Source organism: Halobacillus seohaensis, assembly GCF_042663045.1.
Classification (GTDB): domain Bacteria; phylum Bacillota; class Bacilli; order Bacillales; family Halobacillaceae; genus Halobacillus_A; species Halobacillus_A seohaensis.
Map to the genome: position 1 here is coordinate 34,265 of NZ_JBHSZV010000038.1, position 24,253 is coordinate 58,517.

At 39.1% G+C, this 24,253-nt stretch carries 22 protein-coding genes and 3 pseudogenes; 9 read left to right on the plus strand and 16 right to left on the minus strand.

Features of this window, described 5'->3' with window-relative positions:
- Nucleotide 1: 1 nt before the first annotated feature.
- The 3 genes from ACFQIC_RS14905 to ACFQIC_RS14915 form a co-directional block, all read right to left on the minus strand.
- Nucleotides 2–439, minus strand: a complete 438-nt coding sequence (locus ACFQIC_RS14905; protein ID WP_204710456.1) for a PTS mannitol transporter subunit IIA — start codon at nucleotides 437–439, stop codon at nucleotides 2–4.
- Nucleotides 429–2,561, minus strand: coding sequence for a BglG family transcription antiterminator (locus ACFQIC_RS14910; protein WP_204710458.1), 2,133 nt, complete (start codon nucleotides 2,559–2,561; stop codon nucleotides 429–431). The genes ACFQIC_RS14905 and ACFQIC_RS14910 overlap by 11 nt, the downstream gene beginning before the upstream one ends.
- A gap of 237 nt (nucleotides 2,562–2,798) precedes the next feature.
- The gene (locus tag ACFQIC_RS14915) at nucleotides 2,799–4,259 is read right to left on the minus strand and encodes a PTS mannitol transporter subunit IIBC (RefSeq protein WP_204710460.1); all 1,461 of its coding nucleotides are present in this window, start codon (nucleotides 4,257–4,259) and stop codon (nucleotides 2,799–2,801) included.
- A gap of 480 nt (nucleotides 4,260–4,739) precedes the next feature.
- Between ACFQIC_RS14915 and ectA the strand changes: the two genes are divergently transcribed.
- The 3 genes from ectA to ACFQIC_RS14930 are packed head-to-tail and all read left to right on the plus strand — an operon-like array spanning nucleotide 4,740 to nucleotide 7,022.
- A complete protein-coding gene (ectA, locus tag ACFQIC_RS14920; RefSeq protein ID WP_204710462.1) occupies nucleotides 4,740–5,258 on the plus strand; it encodes a diaminobutyrate acetyltransferase in 519 nt (172 codons plus the stop codon).
- A 45-nt stretch (nucleotides 5,259–5,303) separates the two neighbouring features.
- A complete protein-coding gene (gene ectB, locus ACFQIC_RS14925) occupies nucleotides 5,304–6,584 on the plus strand; it encodes a diaminobutyrate--2-oxoglutarate transaminase (RefSeq protein ID WP_204710464.1) in 1,281 nt (426 codons plus the stop codon).
- 45 nt (nucleotides 6,585–6,629) lie between these two features.
- Nucleotides 6,630–7,022 carry an ectoine synthase gene (locus ACFQIC_RS14930; RefSeq protein ID WP_204710466.1) on the plus strand — a complete coding sequence of 131 codons (393 nt, stop codon included), beginning with the start codon at nucleotides 6,630–6,632 and terminating at the stop codon, nucleotides 7,020–7,022.
- A gap of 362 nt (nucleotides 7,023–7,384) precedes the next feature.
- Here ACFQIC_RS14930 and tatC read toward each other — a convergent pair whose 3' ends face one another.
- The 5 genes and pseudogenes from tatC to ACFQIC_RS14955 all read right to left on the minus strand — a co-directional run.
- Nucleotides 7,385–8,140, minus strand: a complete 756-nt coding sequence (gene tatC, locus ACFQIC_RS14935) for a twin-arginine translocase subunit TatC (protein ID WP_390217321.1) — start codon at nucleotides 8,138–8,140, stop codon at nucleotides 7,385–7,387.
- Between the two features lie 20 nt (nucleotides 8,141–8,160).
- Nucleotides 8,161–8,379: a twin-arginine translocase TatA/TatE family subunit gene (tatA, locus tag ACFQIC_RS14940; RefSeq protein WP_204710467.1), complete on the minus strand. Its 219-nt coding sequence runs from the start codon at nucleotides 8,377–8,379 to the stop codon at nucleotides 8,161–8,163.
- A 39-nt stretch (nucleotides 8,380–8,418) separates the two neighbouring features.
- Nucleotides 8,419–10,158 carry a GMC family oxidoreductase gene (locus tag ACFQIC_RS14945; RefSeq protein WP_204710468.1) on the minus strand — a complete coding sequence of 580 codons (1,740 nt, stop codon included), beginning with the start codon at nucleotides 10,156–10,158 and terminating at the stop codon, nucleotides 8,419–8,421.
- Between the two features lie 18 nt (nucleotides 10,159–10,176).
- The gene (locus tag ACFQIC_RS14950) at nucleotides 10,177–10,941 is read right to left on the minus strand and encodes a gluconate 2-dehydrogenase subunit 3 family protein (RefSeq protein ID WP_204710469.1); all 765 of its coding nucleotides are present in this window, start codon (nucleotides 10,939–10,941) and stop codon (nucleotides 10,177–10,179) included.
- A gap of 421 nt (nucleotides 10,942–11,362) precedes the next feature.
- A pseudogene (locus tag ACFQIC_RS14955) lies at nucleotides 11,363–11,653 on the minus strand (transposase); the annotation flags it as partial.
- A 21-nt stretch (nucleotides 11,654–11,674) separates the two neighbouring features.
- Here ACFQIC_RS14955 and ACFQIC_RS14960 point away from each other — a divergent pair.
- Together ACFQIC_RS14960 and ACFQIC_RS14965 are read left to right on the plus strand one after the other, a co-directional pair.
- Nucleotides 11,675–11,863 (plus strand): hypothetical protein, encoded by a 189-nt coding sequence (locus ACFQIC_RS14960; RefSeq protein ID WP_204710476.1) that lies wholly within the window; start codon nucleotides 11,675–11,677, stop codon nucleotides 11,861–11,863.
- 500 nt (nucleotides 11,864–12,363) lie between these two features.
- A pseudogene (locus ACFQIC_RS14965) lies at nucleotides 12,364–13,597 on the plus strand (IS110 family RNA-guided transposase).
- Between the two features lie 234 nt (nucleotides 13,598–13,831).
- On the opposite strand, the gene ACFQIC_RS14970 reads toward ACFQIC_RS14965, so the two are convergent.
- The 8 genes and pseudogenes from ACFQIC_RS14970 to ACFQIC_RS15005 form a co-directional block, all read right to left on the minus strand.
- Nucleotides 13,832–13,924 carry a putative holin-like toxin gene (locus ACFQIC_RS14970; protein ID WP_390217324.1) on the minus strand — a complete coding sequence of 31 codons (93 nt, stop codon included), beginning with the start codon at nucleotides 13,922–13,924 and terminating at the stop codon, nucleotides 13,832–13,834.
- A 92-nt stretch (nucleotides 13,925–14,016) separates the two neighbouring features.
- Nucleotides 14,017–14,148, minus strand: a complete 132-nt coding sequence (locus ACFQIC_RS14975) for a YpzI family protein (RefSeq protein WP_204710479.1) — start codon at nucleotides 14,146–14,148, stop codon at nucleotides 14,017–14,019.
- A gap of 185 nt (nucleotides 14,149–14,333) precedes the next feature.
- Nucleotides 14,334–15,197 (minus strand): manganese catalase, encoded by an 864-nt coding sequence (locus ACFQIC_RS14980; RefSeq protein WP_204710481.1) that lies wholly within the window; start codon nucleotides 15,195–15,197, stop codon nucleotides 14,334–14,336.
- 483 nt (nucleotides 15,198–15,680) lie between these two features.
- Nucleotides 15,681–15,758 (minus strand): putative holin-like toxin, encoded by a 78-nt coding sequence (locus ACFQIC_RS14985; protein WP_390217330.1) that lies wholly within the window; start codon nucleotides 15,756–15,758, stop codon nucleotides 15,681–15,683.
- Between the two features lie 284 nt (nucleotides 15,759–16,042).
- Nucleotides 16,043–17,174, minus strand: a pseudogene (locus ACFQIC_RS14990) (FAD-binding oxidoreductase).
- A gap of 290 nt (nucleotides 17,175–17,464) precedes the next feature.
- Nucleotides 17,465–18,367, minus strand: coding sequence for an NAD(P)/FAD-dependent oxidoreductase (locus ACFQIC_RS14995; RefSeq protein ID WP_204710483.1), 903 nt, complete (start codon nucleotides 18,365–18,367; stop codon nucleotides 17,465–17,467).
- A gap of 139 nt (nucleotides 18,368–18,506) precedes the next feature.
- Nucleotides 18,507–18,971 (minus strand): hypothetical protein, encoded by a 465-nt coding sequence (locus tag ACFQIC_RS15000; protein ID WP_390217325.1) that lies wholly within the window; start codon nucleotides 18,969–18,971, stop codon nucleotides 18,507–18,509.
- A 41-nt stretch (nucleotides 18,972–19,012) separates the two neighbouring features.
- Nucleotides 19,013–20,014 carry a DUF3231 family protein gene (locus ACFQIC_RS15005; protein WP_204710487.1) on the minus strand — a complete coding sequence of 334 codons (1,002 nt, stop codon included), beginning with the start codon at nucleotides 20,012–20,014 and terminating at the stop codon, nucleotides 19,013–19,015.
- A 173-nt stretch (nucleotides 20,015–20,187) separates the two neighbouring features.
- Here ACFQIC_RS15005 and ACFQIC_RS15010 point away from each other — a divergent pair, with 173 nt between their 5' ends.
- The 4 genes from ACFQIC_RS15010 (at nucleotide 20,188) to ACFQIC_RS15025 (ending at nucleotide 22,649) form a co-directional block, all read left to right on the plus strand.
- Nucleotides 20,188–20,700, plus strand: a complete 513-nt coding sequence (locus ACFQIC_RS15010; RefSeq protein WP_390217326.1) for a CBO0543 family protein — start codon at nucleotides 20,188–20,190, stop codon at nucleotides 20,698–20,700.
- A complete protein-coding gene (locus ACFQIC_RS15015) occupies nucleotides 20,697–21,260 on the plus strand; it encodes a CBO0543 family protein (RefSeq protein WP_204710488.1) in 564 nt (187 codons plus the stop codon). The genes ACFQIC_RS15010 and ACFQIC_RS15015 overlap by 4 nt, the downstream gene beginning before the upstream one ends.
- A 105-nt stretch (nucleotides 21,261–21,365) precedes the next feature.
- Nucleotides 21,366–22,154, plus strand: coding sequence for a hypothetical protein (locus ACFQIC_RS15020; RefSeq protein ID WP_390217327.1), 789 nt, complete (start codon nucleotides 21,366–21,368; stop codon nucleotides 22,152–22,154).
- Entirely contained in the window at nucleotides 22,155–22,649 is a 495-nt protein-coding gene (locus tag ACFQIC_RS15025) for a hypothetical protein (RefSeq protein WP_390217328.1), read from the plus strand.
- The last annotated feature ends 1,604 nt before the right edge of the window (nucleotides 22,650–24,253 follow it).

Genomic DNA, 24,253 nt, shown 5'->3' on the forward strand with positions numbered 1-24,253 from the left:
TTTAGCTCACCTCGCTAAATATCGCTAGAACATCTTCTTTCGTGTCCGCTTCTAAAATTTTATCAATATTTTCTTCTTCAGAACACACGATAGCGATTTGAGAAAGGACTTCTAAATGTTCATCACCTTTCCCGGCTATTCCAATCAAAAGCTTAACGATATTACCATCACCAAAGTCCACCCCGTTAGGGACTGTAACGATGGAAATACCTGTTTCTTGAACGGACTTTTTTGCATCTTCCGTACCATGAGGGATCGCCACATAGTTCCCCATGAACGTAGAAGTAACTTCTTCACGCTTTAACATTTCACCAATGTATTCATCTGTTACATATCCTTGATCACGTAGAATTGAACCTACATAGCGAACCGCTTCTTCCTTATCACTTAAGTTTTTATTAAGCTCAATATTATTAGTTGTTAAAATATTAGTAGACATTTTTATCATTCTCCTCTTTTATAGTAATTCTTTTTGAAAAAAATTGGTGAAGTTGATTGGAAAGATAGTGGATGATAGCAGCTTCGTCTTGAGATTCTAGTGTTTCAATTCCGTTAGGATCTTCAACAATTAATGAGCTGAGAAAACTCAACACTTCCAGCCCTTCATTATGAATATCAGTAGGAGCCAACATCAATAAAATTGTCGAAACCTCTACATCCTTTTGATCCATTCCCGGGACTATTACCGACTGTTTCATAAAATAAACCGTAAATGAAGGTCGCCTCACTTCACTTGACCTAGCGTGAAATAAGGCCAGCTCCGTACCAGGAATACCAAGCCCTCCCACTTTCTCTCGCTCGATAAGAGAATTCACAATCTGCTCAGACCGTTCAACTATTCCCTTCTCCTCCAGTCTCTTCGTTATCCTCTGCAAAATTTCTAAAGTACTACTACCCCCCACTTGCTCCGCAATTAAAGAATCCAGAAGCTGATGAACGACTGTCGCATATCGTTGTATAGATTGAACAGATTCTTGAATACTTTGCATCGTTTCATCCTGCTGAGGTAGAGAATCTTCTTCTTTTTTTCTTACTTCTCGTGTTTGTTTAGTCACCTTCATTTTACGGATTACATGTTCAATTTTTTGAACGTCTGAGGCTGGTAACATAGGACTCACTAGCACATAATCTTTATAATCGACTAACCCAACAGTAGAAACAACTAAATCAAATTTTGACGTATTTATATTTTTCAAATCAAAAAGAGATTGATGTTCTACCTCTTCAATTTCCTTAAACTGCTGACTTAACTTTGCAGCTAAAATTTTGGCTGTACCAATCCCACTAGAACACACGACAAGTACCCTTATGCCTTGATCTTGTTCCCTACTTAACAACGCTGAAGCAAAATGCATCACGATAAACGCCGTTTCCTCTTTTGGAAAATGAAATTCTGGAAAAACCTGCAAATTAGCTTCTTCAACGATTTTGAAAAGATCATTATAATCCGACTCTATTTGCTCAGTTAACGGATTTTGAATGTCCATCTTCTGTTGAATACGATAGACACTTGGTTTTAAGTGGATCACTAGGTCATTCAACAAATGTTGTGATGCATGTAAATTGGTTCCAAGTCTTTTCGAAACAAATTCAATTAATTGTTTAGCCTTGAAGGCAATACTTAAACTTGTTGCTTCTAAGAAAGAGTTCTGATTATAGCGAACTTTAGCCCCCATAAGGTGCATAGTAATGTAACCCGTTTCTGATTCCGGAATATCTAATTTAAAGGTCGCTTCTAGTTGATCAATCAATTGACTCGCCATTTTAAACTCTTCAGTATCCCTAAGATCCTTCAGGTATTCCTCTGCCATTTCAATCACTTCACCTTGCTGAATGCGCTCAATAGCCAATGCTAAGTGAATGACTAACCCAAGGTAAGCACTATCTGCTAGATCATAAGGTAAGGATGACCGGATTTCTTCTACATTCCGTTCAATAACTGCTAATTTGTCTTTATCAACAAGTCCAAGTAATTGATTAGAGACTGTATCTACAGGTGAAGAAGAATTCCCTAAGTTTTCTCGTAAAATCTTCAGTAAGTCCAACTCATCCATGTGACGCATGATTAAGAAACCAATTGCTTCTCGTAGTCTGGACTCTTCTCCTTGAATTTCAACTCCATACCCTCGTTTTCGAATCAGAGTCAGGTGGAAGCCGTACAAATCTGTTTCAATTTTATCAAGGTCATTACTAACCGTCGCAACAGTCACCCCTAACTCATTGGCAAGTGAGAGGAGCTTGATCGGTTCACTTGCCTCAAGCAGTCTTGATAAAATCATTAAATGCCGTTCTTCTGGAGTATAATCAAGTGCTCTTTGTTGATTTACTTCCCATCGTAAGGATTGTTTCTGTTTAGGATTACCATAAATAAAAAGTCCACTTCCTGCTTTCTTTTCCAACTTTAAGTCGTAAGTTCCAAGCGTTTCCTCCACTCCTTTTAAATCACGATGAATGGTCCTCGTACTAACGCCAAGTTCATTGGCAATTGACTGAACAGTAATCTCATGATGAGAAGTAAGTAAGGAACCAAGAATCTTACGCTCTCTAGCAGTGATATACATCTGACTTCCACCCCCTCTCAGAATCGTTTCAGTATTTTTTTTGAAATCTTCTATTTAATCATAGGCTTTCGTGACACCAATACACAATAAAAAGAAAACTGATTTCCTGCACTCTTATTGTTGACAAAATTTAATTAAAGCACCCTGGAAAATAGTTATTTTTTATGATTGTTAGCATCATAGCTTTTGAAGAAAGAAAAGAGTCTGAAGAAAATCCAGACCCTTCCCTCCAAGCTACTATTCCGATTTCAATTCTTCGACAAGCTCATCATATTTTGGACTGTTCAAGAAATTTTCTACGGAAACATGATAAGCATTCGGTACTTTTTGAACGGCACGCTCTGTTAAATCTTTATGAGTAATAACAACATCTACATCTTGCGGAAGGTCGTTAATGGCCATATTAGTCACATTAATATCAATGGATGCTTTCTTGAATTTATTTTTCAATAATGATGCCCCCATCGCACTTGAGCCCATACCAGCATCACAAGCAAAGATAATCTTCTCCACGTTTCCGCGGTTCAATTGAGGAACTTCATCAGTAGAACGTTCTTCAGATGCTTCTTGATTATCCTTAGCAAGCTTATCAGATACACTACTCTTCTTACCTTTCATACCTTCCATTTTTGCAGTAGCCTCGGATAAGTCCTCTTCATCTTCTTGTTTACTTGCTTTAAGAATAATAGAAGCTACAAAGAAGGATACAGCTGTCGCAATTAGAACACCAAGGATCACTCCAATATAATCACCACGTGGAGTTAGAGCCATTAAAGCAAAAATACTCCCCGGTGACGGTGTAGCACTTAGTCCAACGCCAAACGCAGCAAATGTTGCTGTACCACTTATACCTCCAGCAATTGCTGCTAATATAAGAGCAGGTTTCGATAAGATATAAGGAAAATAAATTTCATGAATTCCGCCTAGAAAGTGAATAACTGCAGCTCCTGGTGCTGTTTGTTTCGAAACACCTTTACCAAATACCATAAACGCTAAAAGAATACCAAAGCCCGGACCAGGGTTTGTTTCCAATAGAAATAGAATAGATTTCCCTAATTCCGCCTGCTGACTCGCCCCTATTGGATTTAAAATTCCGTGGTTAATCGCATTATTTAAGAACAGAATTTTAGCTGGTTCGATGAAAATATTTACGATTGGAAGAAGTCCAGCATCTATTAGGAACCCAACTCCAGCACCTAGAGCTCTTGTAAGCCCTGAAATAATCGGGCCCATAATATAATAAGAGAGGATCGTTAAAATAGAACCAAGAATACCTGCAGAGAAATTATTAACAAGCATTTCAAAACCTTGGCGAACACGATTTTCAAATAACCGATCGACTTGCTTAATCGCATAACCACCAATTGGCCCCATCACCATCGCACCTAAGAACATTGGTGCATCTGCCGAAAATACGATAACTCCCATCGTAGCAATCGCACCTACAACACCACCGCGAAGTCCGTGAATTAATCGTCCACCTGTAAATGCTATAAGAATAGGCAGTAGATAAAAGAGAATTGGTTCTACCATTTGTGCAAGGTCTGCGTTAGGCAGCCAACCCGTTTCTATAAATAAAGCAGTTATAATACCCCAAGCAATAAAAGCAGCAATGTTCGGCATAATCATTCCACTAAGAAAACTTCCGAACTTTTGAACTTTTGCCCTCAATCCTGAATTTTGACTTTGTTCAGCCACGTTAACAACTCCTCGTCTAATTTTTAATTTATCTTGTATTTATAATGGTAAAGCGGTTACACCCCTGTTATCAATACAATCTAAACACACGTTTGTCACTTCTACTGTTGACAAAATTTAATTCAAATATAAATTTTTTAAAAAAATCGCTTAATAAAACGCTTTCTTCTAAACCCATTGATACATAAAGGGTTTAGCGTTTTTTCAAAAAAAGTGAATATCTATTATTTTTAAAATCTTCTGCATTCTTTACTATGTATAAGCAAACTGAAATGCAGACTTACTTAGTGGGTGCCATCGTCCATTTTCACGTTTAGAGCCTGTTTATCGCCATTAAGCTGGTTTGATAATCTGCGAAGAGAACACTATTATAAAAACATTGGCAATTCCAGTTTGCCTAGCTAACTTGGAATAAGTGATTGAAAAATTAAAAGGAGGCCATTGTCATCAAAACATTAAAAATGGAACAGGTGATTTTGCATGAGTCCTAATAACGCTACAATCACACAAAATGATCAAACATTAACCTTCGAAAAACCTACAGTTGAAGACGGCTCTGCCATGTGGGAGCTTGTTGACAACTCGACCCTTGATCAAAATTCACCTTACAAATACATTATGATGTGTGAATTCTTTTCGGAGACATGTATTGTTGCCAAGCAGGAAGATCAACTCGTTGGATTTGTTACAGCCTTTATCCCTCCCGAGAAAAGTGATGTCCTGTTTATATGGCAAGTGGGAACGGACACTTCTCAACAAGGAAAAGGGGTAGCTTCTCGTCTATTAAATGAATTACTAACTCGAGAAGGATGCGAAGACGTTCATTACGTGGAAGCAACGGTTACTCCGTCTAATAAAGCTTCCCAGTCATTATTCAAACGTTTAGCAAGAGATCACAATACGAATTGTGAGGTTTCCGAATGCTTTTCCGAGGAATTGTTTCCTGGGGATAACCATGAAGAAGAAGAAACTTATAGAATCGGACCATTTTCCAAATAGAATCATGAAAAATTTCCAGAAATTATTCAAGGAGGTTATTAGAAAATGAAAAACGATCTAACCGTATTCGAACAATTAGAATCTGAGGTACGCTCATATTGCCGTAGTTTTCCAACAATTTTCACGAAAGCTAAAGGACATAAAATGTGGGATGTAGACGGTAAAGAATATCTAGACTTCTTTAGTGGTGCAGGGGCCTTAAATTATGGACATAACGATGAAAATATGAAAAAAAAGCTAGTTGAATACATTATGGATGACGGGATCACACATAGCTTAGACATGGCTTCAACAGCGAAAAAAGACTTTTTAACAAAATTAAATGAAGTTATCTTAAAACCACGTAATCTTGACTACAAAGTGATGTTCCCTGGTCCAACAGGTACGAACACAGTAGAAAGTGCACTTAAACTAGCTCGTAAAGTTACTGGGCGTACAGAAGTAATTAGCTTTACTAATGGATTCCATGGTATGACCATTGGAGCACTTTCCGTTACAGGAAACTCCTTCAAACGTAAAGGAGCAGGAATTCCTCTCCACAATGCTATTACTATGCCCTATGATAGCTATATTAATGATAAATCTGATTCGTTAGATTATCTTGAGCAATACCTTGAAGATGGCGGAAGCGGCGTAGAAATTCCGGCAGCAGTCATTTTAGAAACTGTTCAGGGTGAAGGCGGTTTGAACACAGCAAGCAATGAATGGCTCAAAAAACTCGAATCCATTTGTAAACGCTGGGATATCTTCCTTATCATTGACGACGTTCAAGCAGGGGTTGGACGTACAGGTACTTTCTTCAGCTTTGAACCTGCTGGTATTACCCCAGATGTTGTTTGCCTTTCTAAATCAATTGGTGGATATGGATTGCCATTTGCGATCACTCTCATTAAACCAGAACATGATGTTTGGGCACCAGGTGAACATAACGGAACGTTCCGTGGTAATAATATGGCATTTGTAACAGCAACAGAAGCCCTGAATTATTGGGAAGATCCAAATTTCGAAAAAAGTATTCAAGAGAAAGCTGTCAAAATCACTGACTTCCTTGAAGGTCTTGTTAAAAAATACCCTGAAATGGATGGGTATCGTAAAGGCCGTGGCATCATGCAAGGAATCTCCTCAAACGTAGATGGTTTTTCTGAAAAAGTGGCAGCACGCGCATATGAACAAGGATTAATTATGGAAACAGCTGGATCTAATGATGAAGTATTCAAACTTTTCCCAGCCATTAATATTGATGATAAAGCACTTGAACGCGGCTTTGAAATTGTTGAAGCTGCCGTTAAGTCCGTCGCTAAAGAAGACAAACTAGTAACATCCTAAATTAATCACAACACTCAACACACTAGGAACTGGAGGAAAATATTTATGAAAGTCGTTAAACTAGAAGATATTATCGGAAGTGAAAATGAAGTTAAAGGTGATAACTGGACTTCCCGCCGCTTGCTACTAAAAAAAGACGGTATGGGTTACTCCGTTCATGACACCACGATTAAAGCTGGAACAGAAACACACATTTGGTATCAAAACCACTTGGAATCCGTTTATTGCATTGAAGGCGATGGCGAAGTAGAAACACTTAAAGACAACAAAGTATATCCAATTAAAGCAAATGAAATCTATGCACTAGATCAAAATGATGAGCATCTATTGCGTGCAAATACAGACATGCGTATGGTTTGCGTCTTTGATCCTCCGATTACTGGAAGAGAAATTCATGATGAAAATGGCGTTTATCCAGTCGTAGGCGATGATGAATAATCTTGACAAAACCCTCTCTAATTTGATTTAGAGAGGGTTTTTATTGTTCATTTGAAACATTTCCACCTATAAAATCCCCTAAATTTGTTTTTCAATTGCTTCTTCAACTAAAGCCCCCAATAACGTAAGACTTGAATTCGAGATAATATGCCTATCATAATGTCTTTTTTTATTATGACACTTTCTTTGCGGCCACGAAGGTCCTGATCGTGCCTGACCCCCACCCTGTTAAAGTGGTTACGTAGTGGGGATCAGGCACTTTTTGACCCATCATCCTTTAGATCGCTAACGAAGTGGTTCCATGCACGACAAAGGAGCACCAGCCCTCTGCACAGTGCTCCTTTTACTATGGAAAATTAAAATTATTGATGATCTACCTGTTCTTCCTCTGTCAATCCTTTTCGTTTATAGACGATTTTTGAAAACAATACGCCTAATTCGTATAAGCCGATGAGAGGTCCCAACACAATTATTTGGGAAAGCAAATCAGGCGGCGTGATCAGCGCGGAAACTAACGCCATCAGTATATAGCCGTACTTGCGCATCTCCACCAATTTAGCAGGTGTGATGACTCCGATAGCTGTCAGGAACATGAGAAACAAAGGCACTTCAAATAGAAAACCGAGTGGAATCGATGTCATCAGCATGAATGAAAAATATTCTTTGGCAGTTATCATCATATCGAAATTTTCCGAACCTATTCTCATCAGAAAACCATAGACCGTAGGAAAAATGATAAAAAAACCAAAGGAAATACCAGCGAGAAAACTGAAAAAGATTCCCGGGATAAAAGACAGAGCTGTTTTACTTTCCTGCGCACTCATCGCAGGCCGGACAAACTTCCATCCCTGATAGCCGATAAACGGAGCCGATAAACCAAGGCTAAGGCTCCCGGCGATTCCTGTGTAAAATCGGACAACATCCAATGGTCCCAACATAACCAGTTTGCTTGCATCGGTTAATACTGGAATGACATAATCAATCGAAACTAGAATGATCACAAAACAAACCAGAAAGAAGATAACCGAACTGATTATGGCCTTCCTTAAATCGGTAAGGTGTCCAACGAGCGTCTGTTCTGCTTCCAACGTTTGATTGTCCATATGTGCTTCACGCATCATCGATTCCCCCCGGCTGGTCAAGATGGACTATCTTTTTTGTCTGTTTCCGCGGACTCTATAGGTACTTTCTGTTCCTCTAAATCATCATTCATCAGATTGCTTGCAGATCTCTTAAACTCTGACAGTGTTTGACCGAACGCGGCACCGATTTCCGGCAATTTCTTCGGTCCGAAAATGATCAATGTCACTACCAGAATAATAATCAACCCTGGAATGCCAATATTCGTTAGTCCCATCCCTAGTCCCTCCTTTTTAATTATCCATCAAGCATTCTTCTAAGCGTGTTTCCTGTCGTTAACAATTTTCACTAATTGTCCGCTTTCTTCTCGATACTTCAAGATACCTTCGGCTGCCCGGTATGCCAAAGCACCGACTGTACCTGTCGGGTTGTAACCACCATTATGTGCGAAAGCCGAAGCACCGACCACGAATAAATTCTCGACATCCCACATTTGGGAGTAATTGTTCACGGCCGAGGTTTCGGGGGCCCCTCCCATAATCACTCCGCCGGTATTATGTGTGGTTTGGTATGGGACAATACTGTAATGGTCGCTGATTTCTCTAGGTTCTACCCTGCTTGCACCCATTTCCTTCATGATTTCTGCACTCTTCTCTGTCAAATAGTTGTGCAGATTCCGGTCCTGTTCGGTATAGTCATAGGTCAAACGGAGCAGCGGATAACCGAAAATATCCTCATATTCCGGGTCCAGGCTCAAGTAATTGTTGCGATGGGGAATGGAAGCACCTTGTACACCGACTGCCAGATTCCGGTGATAATATTTGATCGACTGGGACTTGAACTCTTTCCCCCAGTTCGGTGTATCGTTAGGCGCGGTGTTGTTGTTGATAGGACGCTGCCCCGTTTGCGTAATCGCTATTACACCCCCGTGTATGAAGTCCATATTCGAATGATCAAAGTTATCGCCATTATAATCATCCACAGAAGCCCCAAGCGAACCTGCCCCCATATAGGTGTTGAATTTTTCTTCCTCAAAGAAACCTGTCGCACCAGGTAATATTTGATAACAATAGTTTTTGCCAATAACTCCGGTTCTACTCTCCGGATCATAAGGACGTCCGATTCCGGAATTCAACAATAACCGGACATTGTTCATGACATAACTTGTCAGCACGACAATATCTGCGGGTTGAATAAATTCTTCGCCTGTTTGCAGGTCGATATATTTTACTCCGGTAGCTTTGCCTCCCTCATAGATCACTTCCGTCACATTGGCATGGGTTCTTAATTCAAATTTCCCTGATTTCTCAGCCGTAGGAATTACCGTCACATTCGGGGAAGATTTCGCCCCATATTCACAACCGAAACGTTCACAAAAACCACAATATTGGCACTGGTTGATCGTTTGGCCATCAGGGTTCTCATAATTTTCAGAAAGGTTTGCGGATGGCATATGGTAGGGACTCAATTTCAAGTTTTTTGCTGCGTCCTTGAATCGCTTCGTGATCGGTGTTTCTTTCATCGGCGGGGTCGGATAATCGTTTTCTCGCGGAGCACTGTTCTTGTTGTCTTCTCCGCTTATTCCTGCCGTCTGTTCGAATTTATAAAAATACGGTTCCAACTCTTCGTAACTGATCCCCCAGTCCTGAAGGGTGTAGTCTTCACCGAGTTTGTTTTTTCCATACTTTTCTTCGGTCATCGTCTTGATTTGCAGATCATATGGCAAAAACCGATATGTCTGGCCGTTCCAGTGGACGCCCGCACCACCAAGCCCTTCTCCTAATAGGAAAGAACCTAATTGCCGCATAGGCAAAGCGCGTTCATCCCGGTGATTACGAAATGTAATAGTTTCCCGGGAAAGATCCTGCATCAATTCATATCGGATCGCATAACGGTATTCATCGTGGACATGTTTAAAGTCTTCCGTGGATCTTGCTTTGCCTCGTTCAAGACCGACGACTTGAACTCCTTGTTTGGCAAGTTCAGCTGCAATAATACCGCCTGTCCAGCCAACTCCGACGGTAACTACTTCTACCTTATCCAATGTTGTAGCCACTGTTCGTCCTCCTTTTCTCTAGTGAGCGATGTGTGCTCTTAAAGCTTTTGGTTCTTTTTTAATAAAATCTTTTTTGTCGATTTCATTGATGTAACTCATGTAGTTGCCCGGAAACTCTTTCATCATCCAGCCTTCCATGTTGTTATTCCCTCCGTAAAGCGGGTCAGAATAAGCCCCTTCAATCGTTGCCGACCGGAGTAATTCAAAGAAAGTAGTGGGAGTTACCCCTTTCAGGTCGACTTCTCCGTCCTGGAATTTTTGTAGTATTTGATCTTGCTGTTCGCCTTCAAGATCGACAAAAGAAGTGTCAAATTGGTTTTTGCTTTCTCGTTCGATTGCCTGGATGCCGACATCAAATACTTCATGTCTTTTCAGTCTCGTCTGGTAGCCCTGAAAGTCAGAAGCAGGATAAAACGGACCCCGCATATATTCCCTGTCGTTTCTGCCGTATGAACCGGCTAACTGGTGATCGATAAAAAACGGCACTCCGAGTTTCACTGCCCCTGGTCCATTATCATCCTCCGGGAAAATCCGTTCCGTCGCGGAGCTGAGAATTTCAAAATCACTCTGTCTCGTAAAGTACATCAATGCCTGGTTGTAATTCGTTGATTCGTTGTTGGTTGCTCCCTGTTTCTGTCCCTGGTTTTCATTGTTGTTGCCAAAAAGGTTCTTGCCAAGGACCGTACCTAGAAAGCCCCCGCCGATCGCACCCCCGGCTGCATAGCTCGAGTTTTTGATGAACCGGCGCCGGGACATGGTGGAACGTTCTTTTTCGTCTGCCATTTTGCGCCTCCTATAATAGATGGATTTCATTTCCTTTAATAATATAAACCCAATTGGAAAATAATATACTCTCCATGAACTATCGGTGCCTGGCAGGAGTGTTGATTATCCATTATTTACCAATTTGTTCAATTCAACTTTGGTGGCACACCTCCCCCTTGTAAAAAGAACCACTGAATTTCAGCTCGCACCTCTACGGGAAGCGTTTGACAGACGAATTTTCTTGTGAAGGCTTAAAAGACTAGGGGCTCAAACAAACGCCATATACTTTCTGTGGCGTTATAGAGCCAACGAAGAAGGATATAGGCAATGACTTCAGGTGGAACATCTCTAACATTGGTAGCTACTCGGATGTGATTTTCTTCGGAATCCAGGAGGGTAACCAAACGATATCTGTTTTTCGTTCGGTTTTTTCCTTTTCCTATATAGCGGACTCATCTTTTAAGATGGAGGTCATCTTGTCTGGAGCTTCCCAAGTCTTTCGACGCTTTAGGGTCCGGGTCTTGGATGACGAAAAGAAATCAGCGACTCGTATGAAGAAGAAATGCTTCTCTTTGTGGAGATGGTCGAAGAACTTTGAGTTGGCATAACCTCGGTCTGCCGTGAAAATGGAAGGTGTTTGTTGGGTGGTAAGAAGAGAAGGGGCAACCATGATGTCCTGATCCCTTCCTGTGGTTTCAATCACCTGGAGAGGCTGTTGGTCGTCGGCAGCATAAAGGAAGTGTGAAGACGAATGGCAAAACGATGGCTAGAATACCGAGCCCATTCTCGCAGAGCGTTGCTTTGTTATCAGAAAGCATTTCCAAAGAACACTAAGTTCATGGTCTCTCCAGTAGAAGACCGATTAGGTATTATGGAGTTTCCAGAAAGTTTTGTGGATGGAGCTATTCGAGAAGTTAATGTCCTGCTTTACAAACTATAATAACCTTTTCATATTTAATCCCTTTACTCTGTATTACGTTTAAAGAATAACTATGACGTCAGCTGCAGATACATCAGTTTCAACAAAATAAAGTCAGTAATGAAGAATACATGGACATGCTTTTACTGGCAGAAGAAGATTTGAAAGGAAAAAAAGTATTAGATTGCCCGTCTGGAGCATGTTCCTTAAATCTTCATATATCTGGTGTTATCTCGAATTCAAGTATTCAACTAACCTGCCCGTTCGTATTATAAGGTTAACCAGAATTCTAGATATTTCTGGTTGACCATTTTTAATATGGTCTTATTATTACAGTAGCCAGGGTAGAACGCCCCTGCCCGTGGGACGTAGATCCCGTCAAGTAAACCGTTCACCCCCTACTGGTAGAAACATGTTTGAGGCTGGTTGGGACAAAGATCTCGTATAACAAGCGAAGCTATGATACTACTAGGAGGAATTAGGGGTTACTGGCAAAATTCCATTTGAGGAGGAGATTAAGAATGAATCCAGTCGTAGGTCTGGATGTTTCAAAAGGGGAAAGTGAAGTTCAAGCCTTTTTGGATAAGGGAAATCCTTACGGTAAAAGTTTTAGTATCAAGCATGATCTTGAAGGGCTAGGAGGATTACTAGAGTTTCTGGAAAGTGTCAAAGACAAAACCGGTATAAAACCATCAGTTATATTAGAGTCTACAGGGCATTATCACGCACCAGTTGTTCAGTTTCTGGAGCAGTATCACTATTTATTAATCATCGTTAATCCATTAATTTCTCACAGAGCAAAAAGTTCTAGCTTACGAAAAGTTAAAACGGATGCCATCGATGCTTATCGTCTGTGTGAGCTTTACTATAAAGAAGATTTAGAACCACATAAAAGGCGAGGTATTCAGCTTTTAAACCTGCGTAATCTTACACGACAACACGAGAATATTACGGGAATTTATGTGCAAACCAAGTTGCTTCCAAACAGTACTGGATCAAATCTTCCCTGAATATAAAGGAGTTTTTGGAGACTTATATTCCGTTGTGTCTTTACTTGTTTTAAAGGAATTCCCTGTATCAGAAGACATTTTAGCTGTTACCCAAGATACGTTGGCTGATAAAATCAAGGAATTCTGCAAAAGCCGGTCTAAGAGATGGGCAGAAGAAAAAGCTCAAGACCTTAAGAAGGCGGCAGCAAGGAATCCATTCAAGAAGACACTTTATCAGAGTCATTTACTGAGTCTTGGTATGTATATCAATTTGCTTCTTCAATACAAAGAGCATCTATCCCGATTGGACTCAGAGATAGACACTCTCGCAAAAGAAGTTGAAGAATATAAAATCATCCAATCTATCCCTGGTATTGGAGAAAAAATCGCTGCCACGATTATTTCTGAAATTGGGGAGATAGACCGGTTTGATCACCCCAAAAAGCTAGTAGCATTCGCAGGGGTTGATCCAGCAGTCCATGAATCAGGTAAGTTTAAGGCTACTTTAGTTCGGATTACAAAACGTGGTTCAAGTCGCCTGCGTCATGCCCTATATATGGCTGTTCGATCTGGTATTCGTGATTGTCGCAAACAAAAAACAACAGAAGAAATCATACTCAGAAACAAGAGATTAAGAGCGTTTTACGATAAGAAGCGTGAGGAAGGCAAATTATATAAAGTAGCCGTCATTGCTTGTGTAAATAAGCTCTTACATTGGATTTATGCGATATTGAAAAACAAAACCACTTTCCAAGATATAGCCTAATTGATATTTTCAGCTAAATAATACAAAACCTTCCAATTAAACACCCGAGGAAGGTTTGGCATGTGTATTTTTAGTATAACATGGGATATCTTAAGTTTTTATTGAAAAATGTTGACAAACTATTAGCTGGTTTGAGTGTAATCGTTCACAGCCTCTATATCACTACATTTTTAATGTTTGTGATAGGTAAAGGAACATGCGTTACTGTATTTAGCACTCCTTTTCACAGACAATTTAAGACTGATCATGGTCGCGGAACCTCAATATTATAATCATTAACATACTGAAGTTAATCATCAAAGTTAGTGCTTCAAATATATTCATCATGAGAGAGCCCCCTTTGTGATTAATCTCTCCTAACCCAAGTTTGTCCTATACGCAAAAAAAGCCTCATCTGCAATGTACAGATGAGGCTTTTCCTATTTATTGAGTTTACGAACTTCTTCTGGTCCTGAAATTTTAGTGGCTCCAGGATAATCTATACTTTGATCTCGATCAGATTCAACTTTTTTTGATTTCTTCAATTTTTTCTCTTGGCGATCTTTCCCCATCTTTTTTTGCCTCCCTTCCACAATATTATAAAGATAAGCAAGGGCATTCATTCCCGAAAAACATGCTCATTAATAGTAGCGGATTCGGTTTTTGAATTACAAAGTTGCAATTAGATTGTAAAGTACGATTAAAGTAACGAAACACAACCAAAACTGAACTACTCAATTAGCAAACTTCCTTCAGATTAATTAGGTGCTTGCATATCTTTACCATTCTGCATGTTTCTTATATTTACTGGTGGCGTACCATGAATATAAGGTGGTGAAGGAATTAATGATGGTTTTTGACCATTAGCACCAGGATTTTGTATATATTCAAACATTCCTTTTCCATCTAAAGAAGCACCTTTAGCCCAACGGCCTGTACTGCTTTCTTCACCTTCAGAGAAATTCATAAACGAGTAGGCTACATCCTGTTTTTCATGTTCAGGACTAAACGTGCTAGGAACGACAGCTCCTTGTGTTTGTTCTAATTCTTCTATAGCAGCCATCCACTGATTTTGATGCATCTTATCTCGTGCAATTAAAAAAGAGAGCATATCTCTCACACCAGGATCTGTCGTCATCTCGTAAAGACGAACCACCTGAAGTCTACCTTGCGATTCTGCATTTAAATTTGCTCTAAAATCGGCCAGTAAATTTCCACTTGCTATTGTATAACGAGCATTCCACGGATACCCTGCACTATCATTCGGCTGAGCACCTAGTCCGTTTACGATTGCATGCTGAGGATTCATCCCCCCTAATACCGCTTCTACAGCAGGATCTTTTGCTCCATTCTCCTGATCATTTGCTGGCGCACCATCTAAAAGCTGAGCAATCATTGTTGCAATCATCTCTACATGAGCAATTTCTTCAGTACCTATATCCAATAGCATATCTTTATATTTTCCTTCTGCTCTGCAGTTCCACCCTTGGAAAAGATATTGGATCATTACACTCATTTCACCATACTGCCCTCCAAGTATTTCTTGAAGCTTTTTAGCATACACGGGGTCCGGCTGAGTGGGTTTAGCATTGTATTGTAATTCTTTTACATGTGAGAACATTTTGATTATCTCCTTTTTTTCACTAAAGATCATTCTTCATTATCTTCACCTATAAAAAGGATGTTATGTTAGCAAAATCCCCCATACTATATATATTATTTTAGTATGAATTTTTGAGAATTGGTTATTTAATAAATACTTTTCTCATACCATTAGGGAAAACAGTTGGAAAGGATGAACTCTTTGGAAAGTCAATGTGCTTCAAGAAAATTTAAGAAGCACTGGAAAAGTGAAGAAAGCGCGAGGAGAAAGCAATAATAAAGATGATGACGATTTTCGTTCATAAAATCTACATCCTTCGCCACACATCATCCTTTTAAAAGGATATTCGTTTGCCGTAAAAATCAAAAAAGGTCAATGTATTTCATTTAAGCAGATTCCACTACTTGATAACATGTTGAATTAAAGATATAATTATTATGAAAATAAAAAACCAAGGTGCCCCAACACCTTGGATTAAGTAACAGAATGAGTTTCTAACAACTATTCTTTTTTGTGTATTAGAACCGCTATCAGCATTCCAAAGCTTAACATTAAGGTTATCGCTTCAAACGGAGTCACGAGACATCACCTCCTATCAGAGGCTTAACTCATTCTGATAGAGCACTTGCGATTTGAGTATACCACAGAGTTCATTATAATGTGTTTATTTTTTCCATTTTTCTGAAAAATGATAAAAAAGTATTGGTAGTAATTATCTAAGACAGTCAAGCTGTCTTTTTTTGTTTGAGTAATTGCTGTTCTCTACTTGCCAATTCATTAACTATATCGCAGTCCCTTTGTCGTTCCAAGCTTTGAACTTTCAGTTCGAAAAGAATCATGGGGACTTCTTTATCTCTAGCCAACTATTCATCCCGAGTTGATTGATGGACAAGTTTGTGAGGGTTAAGAATTTCTTTTGGATCTAGTGCTAACTTAATTTTCTCCATAACTTGTAGAGCATGGCCATGCTCCTTTTGTTGATATTTCATTTTACCAACACCCACTCCATGTTCCCCCGTACATGTACCGCTACGTAATAAAGCATATCCAACAATCTGTTCATTTAACTGTTCAGCTTTATTCACCTCATCTAGATCATCCATCTTCTACAATTTCTTTAGTAAACTCTACGTCTTGATTGAGTCCGGATTCATTGCCGTGGAATTCCAAAAACAAAGTAGGTTGTTCTTTATAACTTGTTTTACTAAATAAGTTTGCCTGCTTCATCGACAGCTCATCGACAAACTCCACGCGAGCAATTGGAACACCAGCTTGCAAAATAGCTACAACAGCTTCAACCGCATCGTCTACACTTCGAAATGAGACTCTAGCTGCTACGATTTGTTCTGGAATTCCGTACACCCTTAACGACAGATCCGTAATACAACCCAAGGTCCCCTCTGAACCGACCATTAGACTATTCAAATTGTAGCCTGATGAAGACTTTTGAGCTAAATTGCCTGTATGAATCAACTCTCCGTCTGCTAGAACAATTTCTAAGTCACGAACTTGATCACGCATAACTCCATATCTCACAGATGTTGTACCACTCGCGTTAGTAGCGGCCATACCTCCCAACGTAGCATCAGCCCCTGGATCTACCGAAAAGAAAAGCCCATATTTCTTCAATTCCTTATTTAGCTGCGAACGCGTTACTCCAGGCTGAACCTTCACTAAAAAATCTCTTTCACGAACTTCTAATATTTTATTCATATGTGAAAAATCGATCGTAACTCCATGATGATAAGGTATAACATGCCCCTCTAAACTAGTTCCCAATCCATATGGAATAACCGGCACATCGTAACGACTTGCAATACTTATAATTGTCCGCACATCTTCTGTACTCTCCGGAAAAACTACAACGTCTGGTGGACTTGCTTTATGATACGATTCATCATGGCTATGCTGTTCGATCAACGTTTCATTTATAGATACTTGGTGTGGATTCAATGATCCCCTCAAATTCTCGTACAGTTTATCCGTTATATTCATAAATTATTAAGTCTCCTTTACATAAACCTAATATTTAATCGGTTATTGTTTAGAATTATACTTAATAATCAGAAAAATTCAATATAACTTCACTATATGTACTAGTCATTGCTAAAGAGAGTAGACATTTCAAAAGTGTGCGAAGTTTCTTGTATACATGATTACCTTGTCGATACATTTATACTATTAAGGGTTAAATTGACAAAACAAACGCCCTAATACTGAACTTGAGTGCCTTCTTATTTTTTGAAAAATGTTTTTGTGGGCAATTGCCTTGCCGTGATTACTCATCAAGTTTTTCGCCGCATTAACTCTTTCTGTATCCAAATCGCGGCTAGCGATCCTTCACCCATAGCTGCCGTAACAAATTCAGAATGTGCTACTGTATCCCCCGCGGCCCATAGGTTCTCTACGCTAGTCATTTTTGTTTTTGGATCCACGACTAGATGCTTATTTTCAAGCGTATCAGCACCTAGCTCGATTGCTAAGTCAGAACGCACCTTATTTCCTCCAAACGCCACAAATCCCTTCTCAGCATTTAAATTTCGACCGTCTTTGGTTTTTATTCCCTGAAAGGTTCCTTGATCCTGAAACACTTCTTCAATTTCTATAGATTCGCTAAACACATTATGAGTTTTTAATTTATGTTGGAGTTCGCGTGAGACCTCTCCTCCCCCATGATTAATATAGGTAATATCAGAACTCCAATATAAAAGGGTTAAGGCCATCGATGCACCTACATCTCCCTGCCCCATGACAATGGTCTTTTTGTTAGTAATTTCATATCCATCACAATCTGGACATACGTATATCGAGAGTCCAAGGCAAGGCTTAACCCCAGGAATAGCAGGAATATTATCTTTTACGCCCGTCGATAGTAATAAATTTTTCCCTTCAAACGTTTGACCACCTGCTGAGTCAACCAAAAATCCCTCGTTACTTTTATGTAATCTAATCACTTCATCATCAACAAATACAACCCCCAACCTTCCCGCTTGTTGACGGCCTGCTTGACGTAACACTTTACCACTAACCCCTTCCGGAAACCCAAGAATGTTATTATATTTCCTACACAATGATGAGCGTCCATCTTCCGAATCAATGATCAGAACGTTTCTATTATATCGACCTAATTGAATTGAGGCTTGAAGTCCGGCTATTCCTCCACCGATAATAATACAGTCATAATTCATAAACATAACTTCCTTTTCGTTTTTACTTACTTTTCCACTACACGTGTTCATCCATACTTTCTAAATTAAAAATTAGAAAAGACGATATACAAGGGCATATCGTCGAGCTAAAATGTTCAAGTAGTTTACATTGAATTATTCACTTGTTTTCCAATGCCTTAATCCATTTATAGAATCCTAAAACTATAAACAACAATAAAGGATACAACAATAGGGAATACCATAAACGCCACCATCCATGATTGAAATAGCCCCAAGGGTCCGGCAATAAAATAACTGCTTCATAAAGTGTAATGGCTGTGCCAAAACACAAAACATAAAAAACACGTCTAAGTAGGGACCTTTTAAACGGATACTTATTTAAAAAGATTATATTTACTGCCGGAATAACCAATGTCATTACAAGTAGATCCTTCGCATTTAATTCTTGTGAAAAATACCAGTACGCTTGATACTTACCCATAAGAAAAAAATCAACCAATACCTGTACCGCAATGGTGAAAGTCCAGATATGAACACTTTGGCTCTTAGTAAGTTTTGTATTCAGTAAGAAAGCTGCGGAATTAAAAAGAAGGATTGCGACTAATAAACCAAACACACTCATCCCCCTTCCATTTACTTTCTTGTTAATCGGTTAGTGCAATACTAATCGTTACCTTTAGCCAGTTCATTATGATTAATCGTTCGGGGTGGCTCCTCAAACCAACCATTTTCAATCATGAGATTAATTCCGTCTTCAGCAAACAAACCGATTTCTACCATCAGACGAGCATAATGGGTAGATAAGTCCCGCCTTAAACAAGTAGACATAGACGTACCGTAATATGCGATGCCGGCAGCGTTCATGGCTGAAGTTTGAAACATCATAAGTTTATCGGAAAACGGCGGAACTGTTGACTCCTTAACACCTGTATCCCACATGACTGAAGCAGGTAGTTCCTCCTTTTGTAACACATTGCTAAATAAATTCGTATGTTTCCCAGCTATTTCTTTTCCTCTTTCTATATATTGACGAACCTTTTTCGACCTAGCTACTTGTTGAAATCCAGTCAATAATTGTTGCCCGAGTGCGTTTCGTTGAATATTGTCATAAAGATTGGCCACTTCCAATGAAAGTAATGGCCTTTTTTCACCAAAAAAACCAGCAAGGAAATTCTGATTGGTTACAAAGTCGACTTTGTTTGGAGTAGTAATATAGGGGGCGCGTACGTATATACCTTTTGTTAACAAAACATCCATTGCCTGCTCGCGAAGTTTTATAGACTCACGCAAACATTCAGAAAATAAGTACTGAATATCAGGTCGTGCCGCTAAAGACAAAGCTTGGGAATACAATGTCAGCCCCATTTGTCCAGTCTGTTTTACATTATTTATCCAAAATTCATCTGTATATAAACTTGGAGCTGTTAAATCAACGTCTTGTTCATTAAGTCCAATGGGCACTGGAATATTTTCCGATTGAAACAGTGTTTTAAGTTTCTCAACATGGTCTTGAGACAAACTTAATCCATATTCTATGACGGCACGAACTTCACTATCTTCAACCGTTTTTAATGAATGCTTAAATGTGCAAACGGACATACTATCATTCATGTACATTGACCAAAGTTGGGAAATCTCAGCCGAGGTTAACCTCTGGGTCTGCATAATTTTAACCTCCAAAATAATTTCTATATAGCTATTTTCCCCTATATCCCTTCAAATTATTCGACATATCACGCATTAACAGGTTTTACAACGATTATCATTATATTAATGATCTCTTTGGAGAAGCTAGTTACTATAGCAGAATTATTTGAAATTTTAAAGGCGGGAACAAAATGCACCTAGCCATCACCATTTGGGCCGTTTTAGCAGCCTGGCGTTGGGGAAAATGGGAGAACTTTCATAAATACCACGCAACAATGATTTACTTGTCCACAATGGATTTATTATATTTCTACCTAACCATAGATTACCCTTTATGGCGCCTTCAGCCTGACTTAGGTATGAGTGACGGCCTCATACAAATTCTTTATACCTTCATAATTTTCCCTTGCACCGTTATCATTTTTTTATCACGTTATCCTAATGTTTTTTCTAAACAATGTCTTTATATTGGTAAATGGATTGTTATTTATATCGGAGTGGAAGGAATCGGATGGATATTTGGACGCATCAATTATGCTCATGGTTGGAACTTAGGAGCATCTTTTCTATTTCTTTTCCTAATGTTTCCCATGCTCCGATTACACTATAAAAAGCCAATAGTTGCTTATGTTGTATCTATAATCGTTATTACTTCTTTACTATTCTTATTTGGTATTCCTTTGCATAAGGAGGAGGGTCTATGAGTGAAGAAAAATTTCCAGAACCTCTAGAAGAAGTCTACCTAGCGGAGAGAATACTATTGGAGTCCAATTATCATTATTGGATCGAGCATGTCTTATTCACATTCAATTGGTGGTTTCTTTTAGCTTTGACTATTGTTCCATGGATCATTTGGTTTCGGTTAGTGGATAGAAATAGACTATTAGAGATTTCCTTTATCGGAGCTATCGTAGCAACTACAGCAATTATCTTAGATACGATAGGTACATCGCTTCAATTATGGTCATATGGGTACAAACTTGTCCAAATGATTTCACCACTCTATCCCATTGATCTATCCTTACTCCCCGTCTTATTTATGCTTTTATACCAATGGTTCACAACTTGGAAAGCCTATATCATTAGCCAAACCATTCTAGCCGCACTCGGTTCCTTCGTGGCCGAACCTTTATTTATTTGGCTAGGAATCTATATCTTGCATGAATGGGAAATTTATTATTCGTTCCCTATTTATATTGCACTGGCGATTATTTTTAAAGGGCTTGTTGAAAAACTAAAAGCGAACCAAGCTTACGATAAGTAACGGTAATATTTTGCATAGTAATTCTACTCCTGCAAATTAACCGTATATCAGCCAATAAATTGTAACATAATGGGAAATAACTTCTATGTGAATGAAGGGATATCTTTGAAAAATTCTCAACATACGGATGCGAGACGTTATAAAGCATACGTTAGTTCAGTTGGCACTACTCAGCTCCACTTACGAAATCCAGCAATAATTGCCTGGTGGTCAGCAGCATTCCCAGGATTTGGTCATCTCCTTCTCTCCAAATACCTTCGTGGGTTCGTACTGTTCATATGGGAAATTTTTATAAATGTAAATGCTAATATAAATTTGGCCATGATCTATTCATTTGGTGGAGAATTTGATCTAGCAAAGCAAATATTAGAACCAAGGTGGATGCTGCTCTACATTCCCACCTATATTTATGCGATTTGGGATAGCTACCGGACATCGGTTGATATGAATAAAGTTTATTTATTAGCTGAAAGAGAAAATGCTGAATTTGTCAGTTTCCAAATTACAGCTTTAGAAATAAATTACTTAGATAAAAGAGTTCCTTGGGTTGCAGTAATGTGGTCAATTTTCATGCCTGGAACTGGCCAACTTTACATCCATAGAATTGTAGGGGCATTCTTTATCATGATCTGGACCATAGTTATCGTTTATTTTTCACATTTTAATGAAGGGATCTACTTTCTATTTTTAGGGGATTTAAATCAGGCAAAAGCAGTGATTAATGGAGAATGGTTGTTGTTCATACCTTCAGTTTACTTTTTTGCAATGTACGATGCTTATGTAAATACAGTCGAAAATAATAAACTGTTTGATAATGAACAAAGAACTTATTTAACCAAAAGATATAAAGGTTCAAACTTTGATTTACCTATAAACCTTAAGAAGAGAAACTAGGTGAATAATTTGTATGTGATGTCAACCTTTGAACATACCACTTACTTGGAATTAGCTTTATCTGCATTGGAAATGGAAAACATCCCGAAAGAAAATATACTAGCTGTTCCTCTTAATAATCGAAAAGTAAAAAGAAAACTTTTTGACACAATTCACCGTTCTGATGGCATTAGTTTGTTTGACCTTGGAGCGGCCTTTGCGACTGTTTTTTCAGTCATAGGAGCGAGTATTGGATTCCGCTTAGAATGGGGCCCTATTATTTGGGGAATTATAGGAGCCATCATCGGCTTTGCTTTAGGATTTTTGATTGATTTATGGTTCAATGCAAACAAACGTAAAAGGGACAACAAATTAAAAAGAAAAACATCTGAACTCATTTTAATCGTGTATTGTCACAATGAGCAGGCTGATTTAGTAGAAGGTATCCTATGGGAAAATTTGGCCTTAGGTGTGGCTCAGTTGGAAAAAGAAAATAGTAATCCAACTCAAACTTAGTATAAATAAATTATGAAATGGACGCGAGCCTGTTCACACCTAAACACGCCAACATCGTGAAAATTCAGGACCTTCCACACGTCACTCCCACATCCCCCAAAAACTAAGGAACCGTTACTTATTATTATTCTATCTAATGGGGCCTTAGTTGAATAAGAAATAAGATGATTGTAGTTAAAAAAAGCTTGGAAATCCAATAACGGGTTCCGTTTCCTATCACAAAACTCGAAATCAAACTATAAAATGCACCTAAACTTGTATGACTAATTGCAATGTATTTTAGTAGTATTCTTATTTTCGATTGCTTCTTCAACTAAAGCCCCTGATTATGGAATTCTCAACTTCAAGACATTCCGGTGGTTTCCGTTACACCTCTCTTTGTGAAGACCAATTCTGAATTTATATTACAGATCAATAGTACAGGATCTATTAATGGCAGAAGTGGATCATTTCAATGGCAATATACACACAGCACCCCCGATTTTCATAAAAAGCGTTCCGTTCCACTCTTCATAGTCTTGGGGGAGGGGAGACCTCGAGACTCCAACGGGAAAGCAAAGCCACCCCATTCGACATGGAAGTGAACGAACCCCCAACATAGGAGAATGCGTCTTATCTATGCTATAGAATGAAGCCACACCCCACACGACAATTGTGAGGCAGACGGAAACCTCAGTAATGGGTTCTTCAAATTGTAGGCTATTCATAGATGGGAGTTTGCAACTGCACACTTGTTCCCTATGGTGTAGCGAACACAGAAGACGACTCATGGAGTAGGGCTTTTCATTAAAAGCAAAGGATGGGTGGCTAGGAAACGGGGAGATTCCCAAGCCTCCCACCATTCGTTGAAGTGGTATCGAGACACTTATATGGTAAAGGGGCGGAGGGAAACGGGGAGACTCCTATGGGATGTGCGGGACAGCTGAGACCCCACAGGACGAAGTCCGAGGAGGCTCAGCGCCCGCCCCATGGAAAGCGAGCCGTTTCCCGCAGCCCCTACATTCACACAAACATCTCGAATTCAAGAATCTCTATATATATTTTAACATAATTCCCAATATTCCTTTTGGTATTTTGTATGCTAATTTATATGTTAAATACCGATAATCGTTGATATAACAAGCAATAATAAGAGACCAAATCATATGCAATTTGGTCTCTTCGTTCGTAGGTTATTTCATGTTTTGTACTCGAAAACTGAACCCGTTAGATTTTGGGATAGTGTTTTTCAAAAAGTTCATTATTAATAGAAAAGGACTTTTTCAGTGGCCTCGCGCCAGCCTGAGGAGGCTCAGCGCACGCCCACGGAAAGCGACTCCTTCCCCACCGCCTACTTTCTCCACACCATCATCTCGGAAGCTAATCTTCAACAATCCTGCCCGTTTGTTTAAGTTTAATCGTTCACAACATATTCAGAATGTGTTGTGAACTCAAGCGAAAACTAATCATTTCCAATTGAATTTATGTATGCTAATTTGCATGCGAAGTTGCAGGTCAAAATGTAGTACAATGGCTATTGTTCCCTAACAAATTGGTATGCTGTAAACGCTAGAATAAAGTTGACAGTTTTCGCTTGATAAGATTTTACACTTTTGCTCTATCAG

What these genes read in the sequence shown, in the direction of transcription:
- ACFQIC_RS14905 (WP_204710456.1), bottom strand. Translation starts at nt 439, where the DNA reads ATGTCTACTAATATTTTAACAACTAATAATATTGAGCTTAATAAAAAC.
- ACFQIC_RS14910 (WP_204710458.1), bottom strand. Translation starts at nt 2,561, where the DNA reads ATGTATATCACTGCTAGAGAGCGTAAGATTCTTGGTTCCTTACTTACT.
- ectA (WP_204710462.1), top strand. Translation starts at nt 4,740, where the DNA reads ATGAGTCCTAATAACGCTACAATCACACAAAATGATCAAACATTAACC.
- ectB (WP_204710464.1), top strand. Translation starts at nt 5,304, where the DNA reads ATGAAAAACGATCTAACCGTATTCGAACAATTAGAATCTGAGGTACGC.
- ACFQIC_RS14930 (WP_204710466.1), top strand. Translation starts at nt 6,630, where the DNA reads ATGAAAGTCGTTAAACTAGAAGATATTATCGGAAGTGAAAATGAAGTT.
- tatC (WP_390217321.1), bottom strand. Translation starts at nt 8,140, where the DNA reads ATGCGTGAAGCACATATGGACAATCAAACGTTGGAAGCAGAACAGACG.
- tatA (WP_204710467.1), bottom strand. Translation starts at nt 8,379, where the DNA reads ATGGGACTAACGAATATTGGCATTCCAGGGTTGATTATTATTCTGGTA.
- ACFQIC_RS14950 (WP_204710469.1), bottom strand. Translation starts at nt 10,941, where the DNA reads ATGGCAGACGAAAAAGAACGTTCCACCATGTCCCGGCGCCGGTTCATC.
- ACFQIC_RS14960 (WP_204710476.1), top strand. Translation starts at nt 11,675, where the DNA reads ATGGCAAAACGATGGCTAGAATACCGAGCCCATTCTCGCAGAGCGTTG.
- ACFQIC_RS14970 (WP_390217324.1), bottom strand. Translation starts at nt 13,924, where the DNA reads ATGATGAATATATTTGAAGCACTAACTTTGATGATTAACTTCAGTATG.
- ACFQIC_RS14975 (WP_204710479.1), bottom strand. Translation starts at nt 14,148, where the DNA reads ATGGGGAAAGATCGCCAAGAGAAAAAATTGAAGAAATCAAAAAAAGTT.
- ACFQIC_RS14980 (WP_204710481.1), bottom strand. Translation starts at nt 15,197, where the DNA reads ATGTTCTCACATGTAAAAGAATTACAATACAATGCTAAACCCACTCAG.
- ACFQIC_RS14995 (WP_204710483.1), bottom strand. Translation starts at nt 18,367, where the DNA reads ATGAATTATGACTGTATTATTATCGGTGGAGGAATAGCCGGACTTCAA.
- ACFQIC_RS15000 (WP_390217325.1), bottom strand. Translation starts at nt 18,971, where the DNA reads ATGAGTGTGTTTGGTTTATTAGTCGCAATCCTTCTTTTTAATTCCGCA.
- ACFQIC_RS15005 (WP_204710487.1), bottom strand. Translation starts at nt 20,014, where the DNA reads ATGCAGACCCAGAGGTTAACCTCGGCTGAGATTTCCCAACTTTGGTCA.
- ACFQIC_RS15010 (WP_390217326.1), top strand. Translation starts at nt 20,188, where the DNA reads ATGCACCTAGCCATCACCATTTGGGCCGTTTTAGCAGCCTGGCGTTGG.
- ACFQIC_RS15015 (WP_204710488.1), top strand. Translation starts at nt 20,697, where the DNA reads ATGAGTGAAGAAAAATTTCCAGAACCTCTAGAAGAAGTCTACCTAGCG.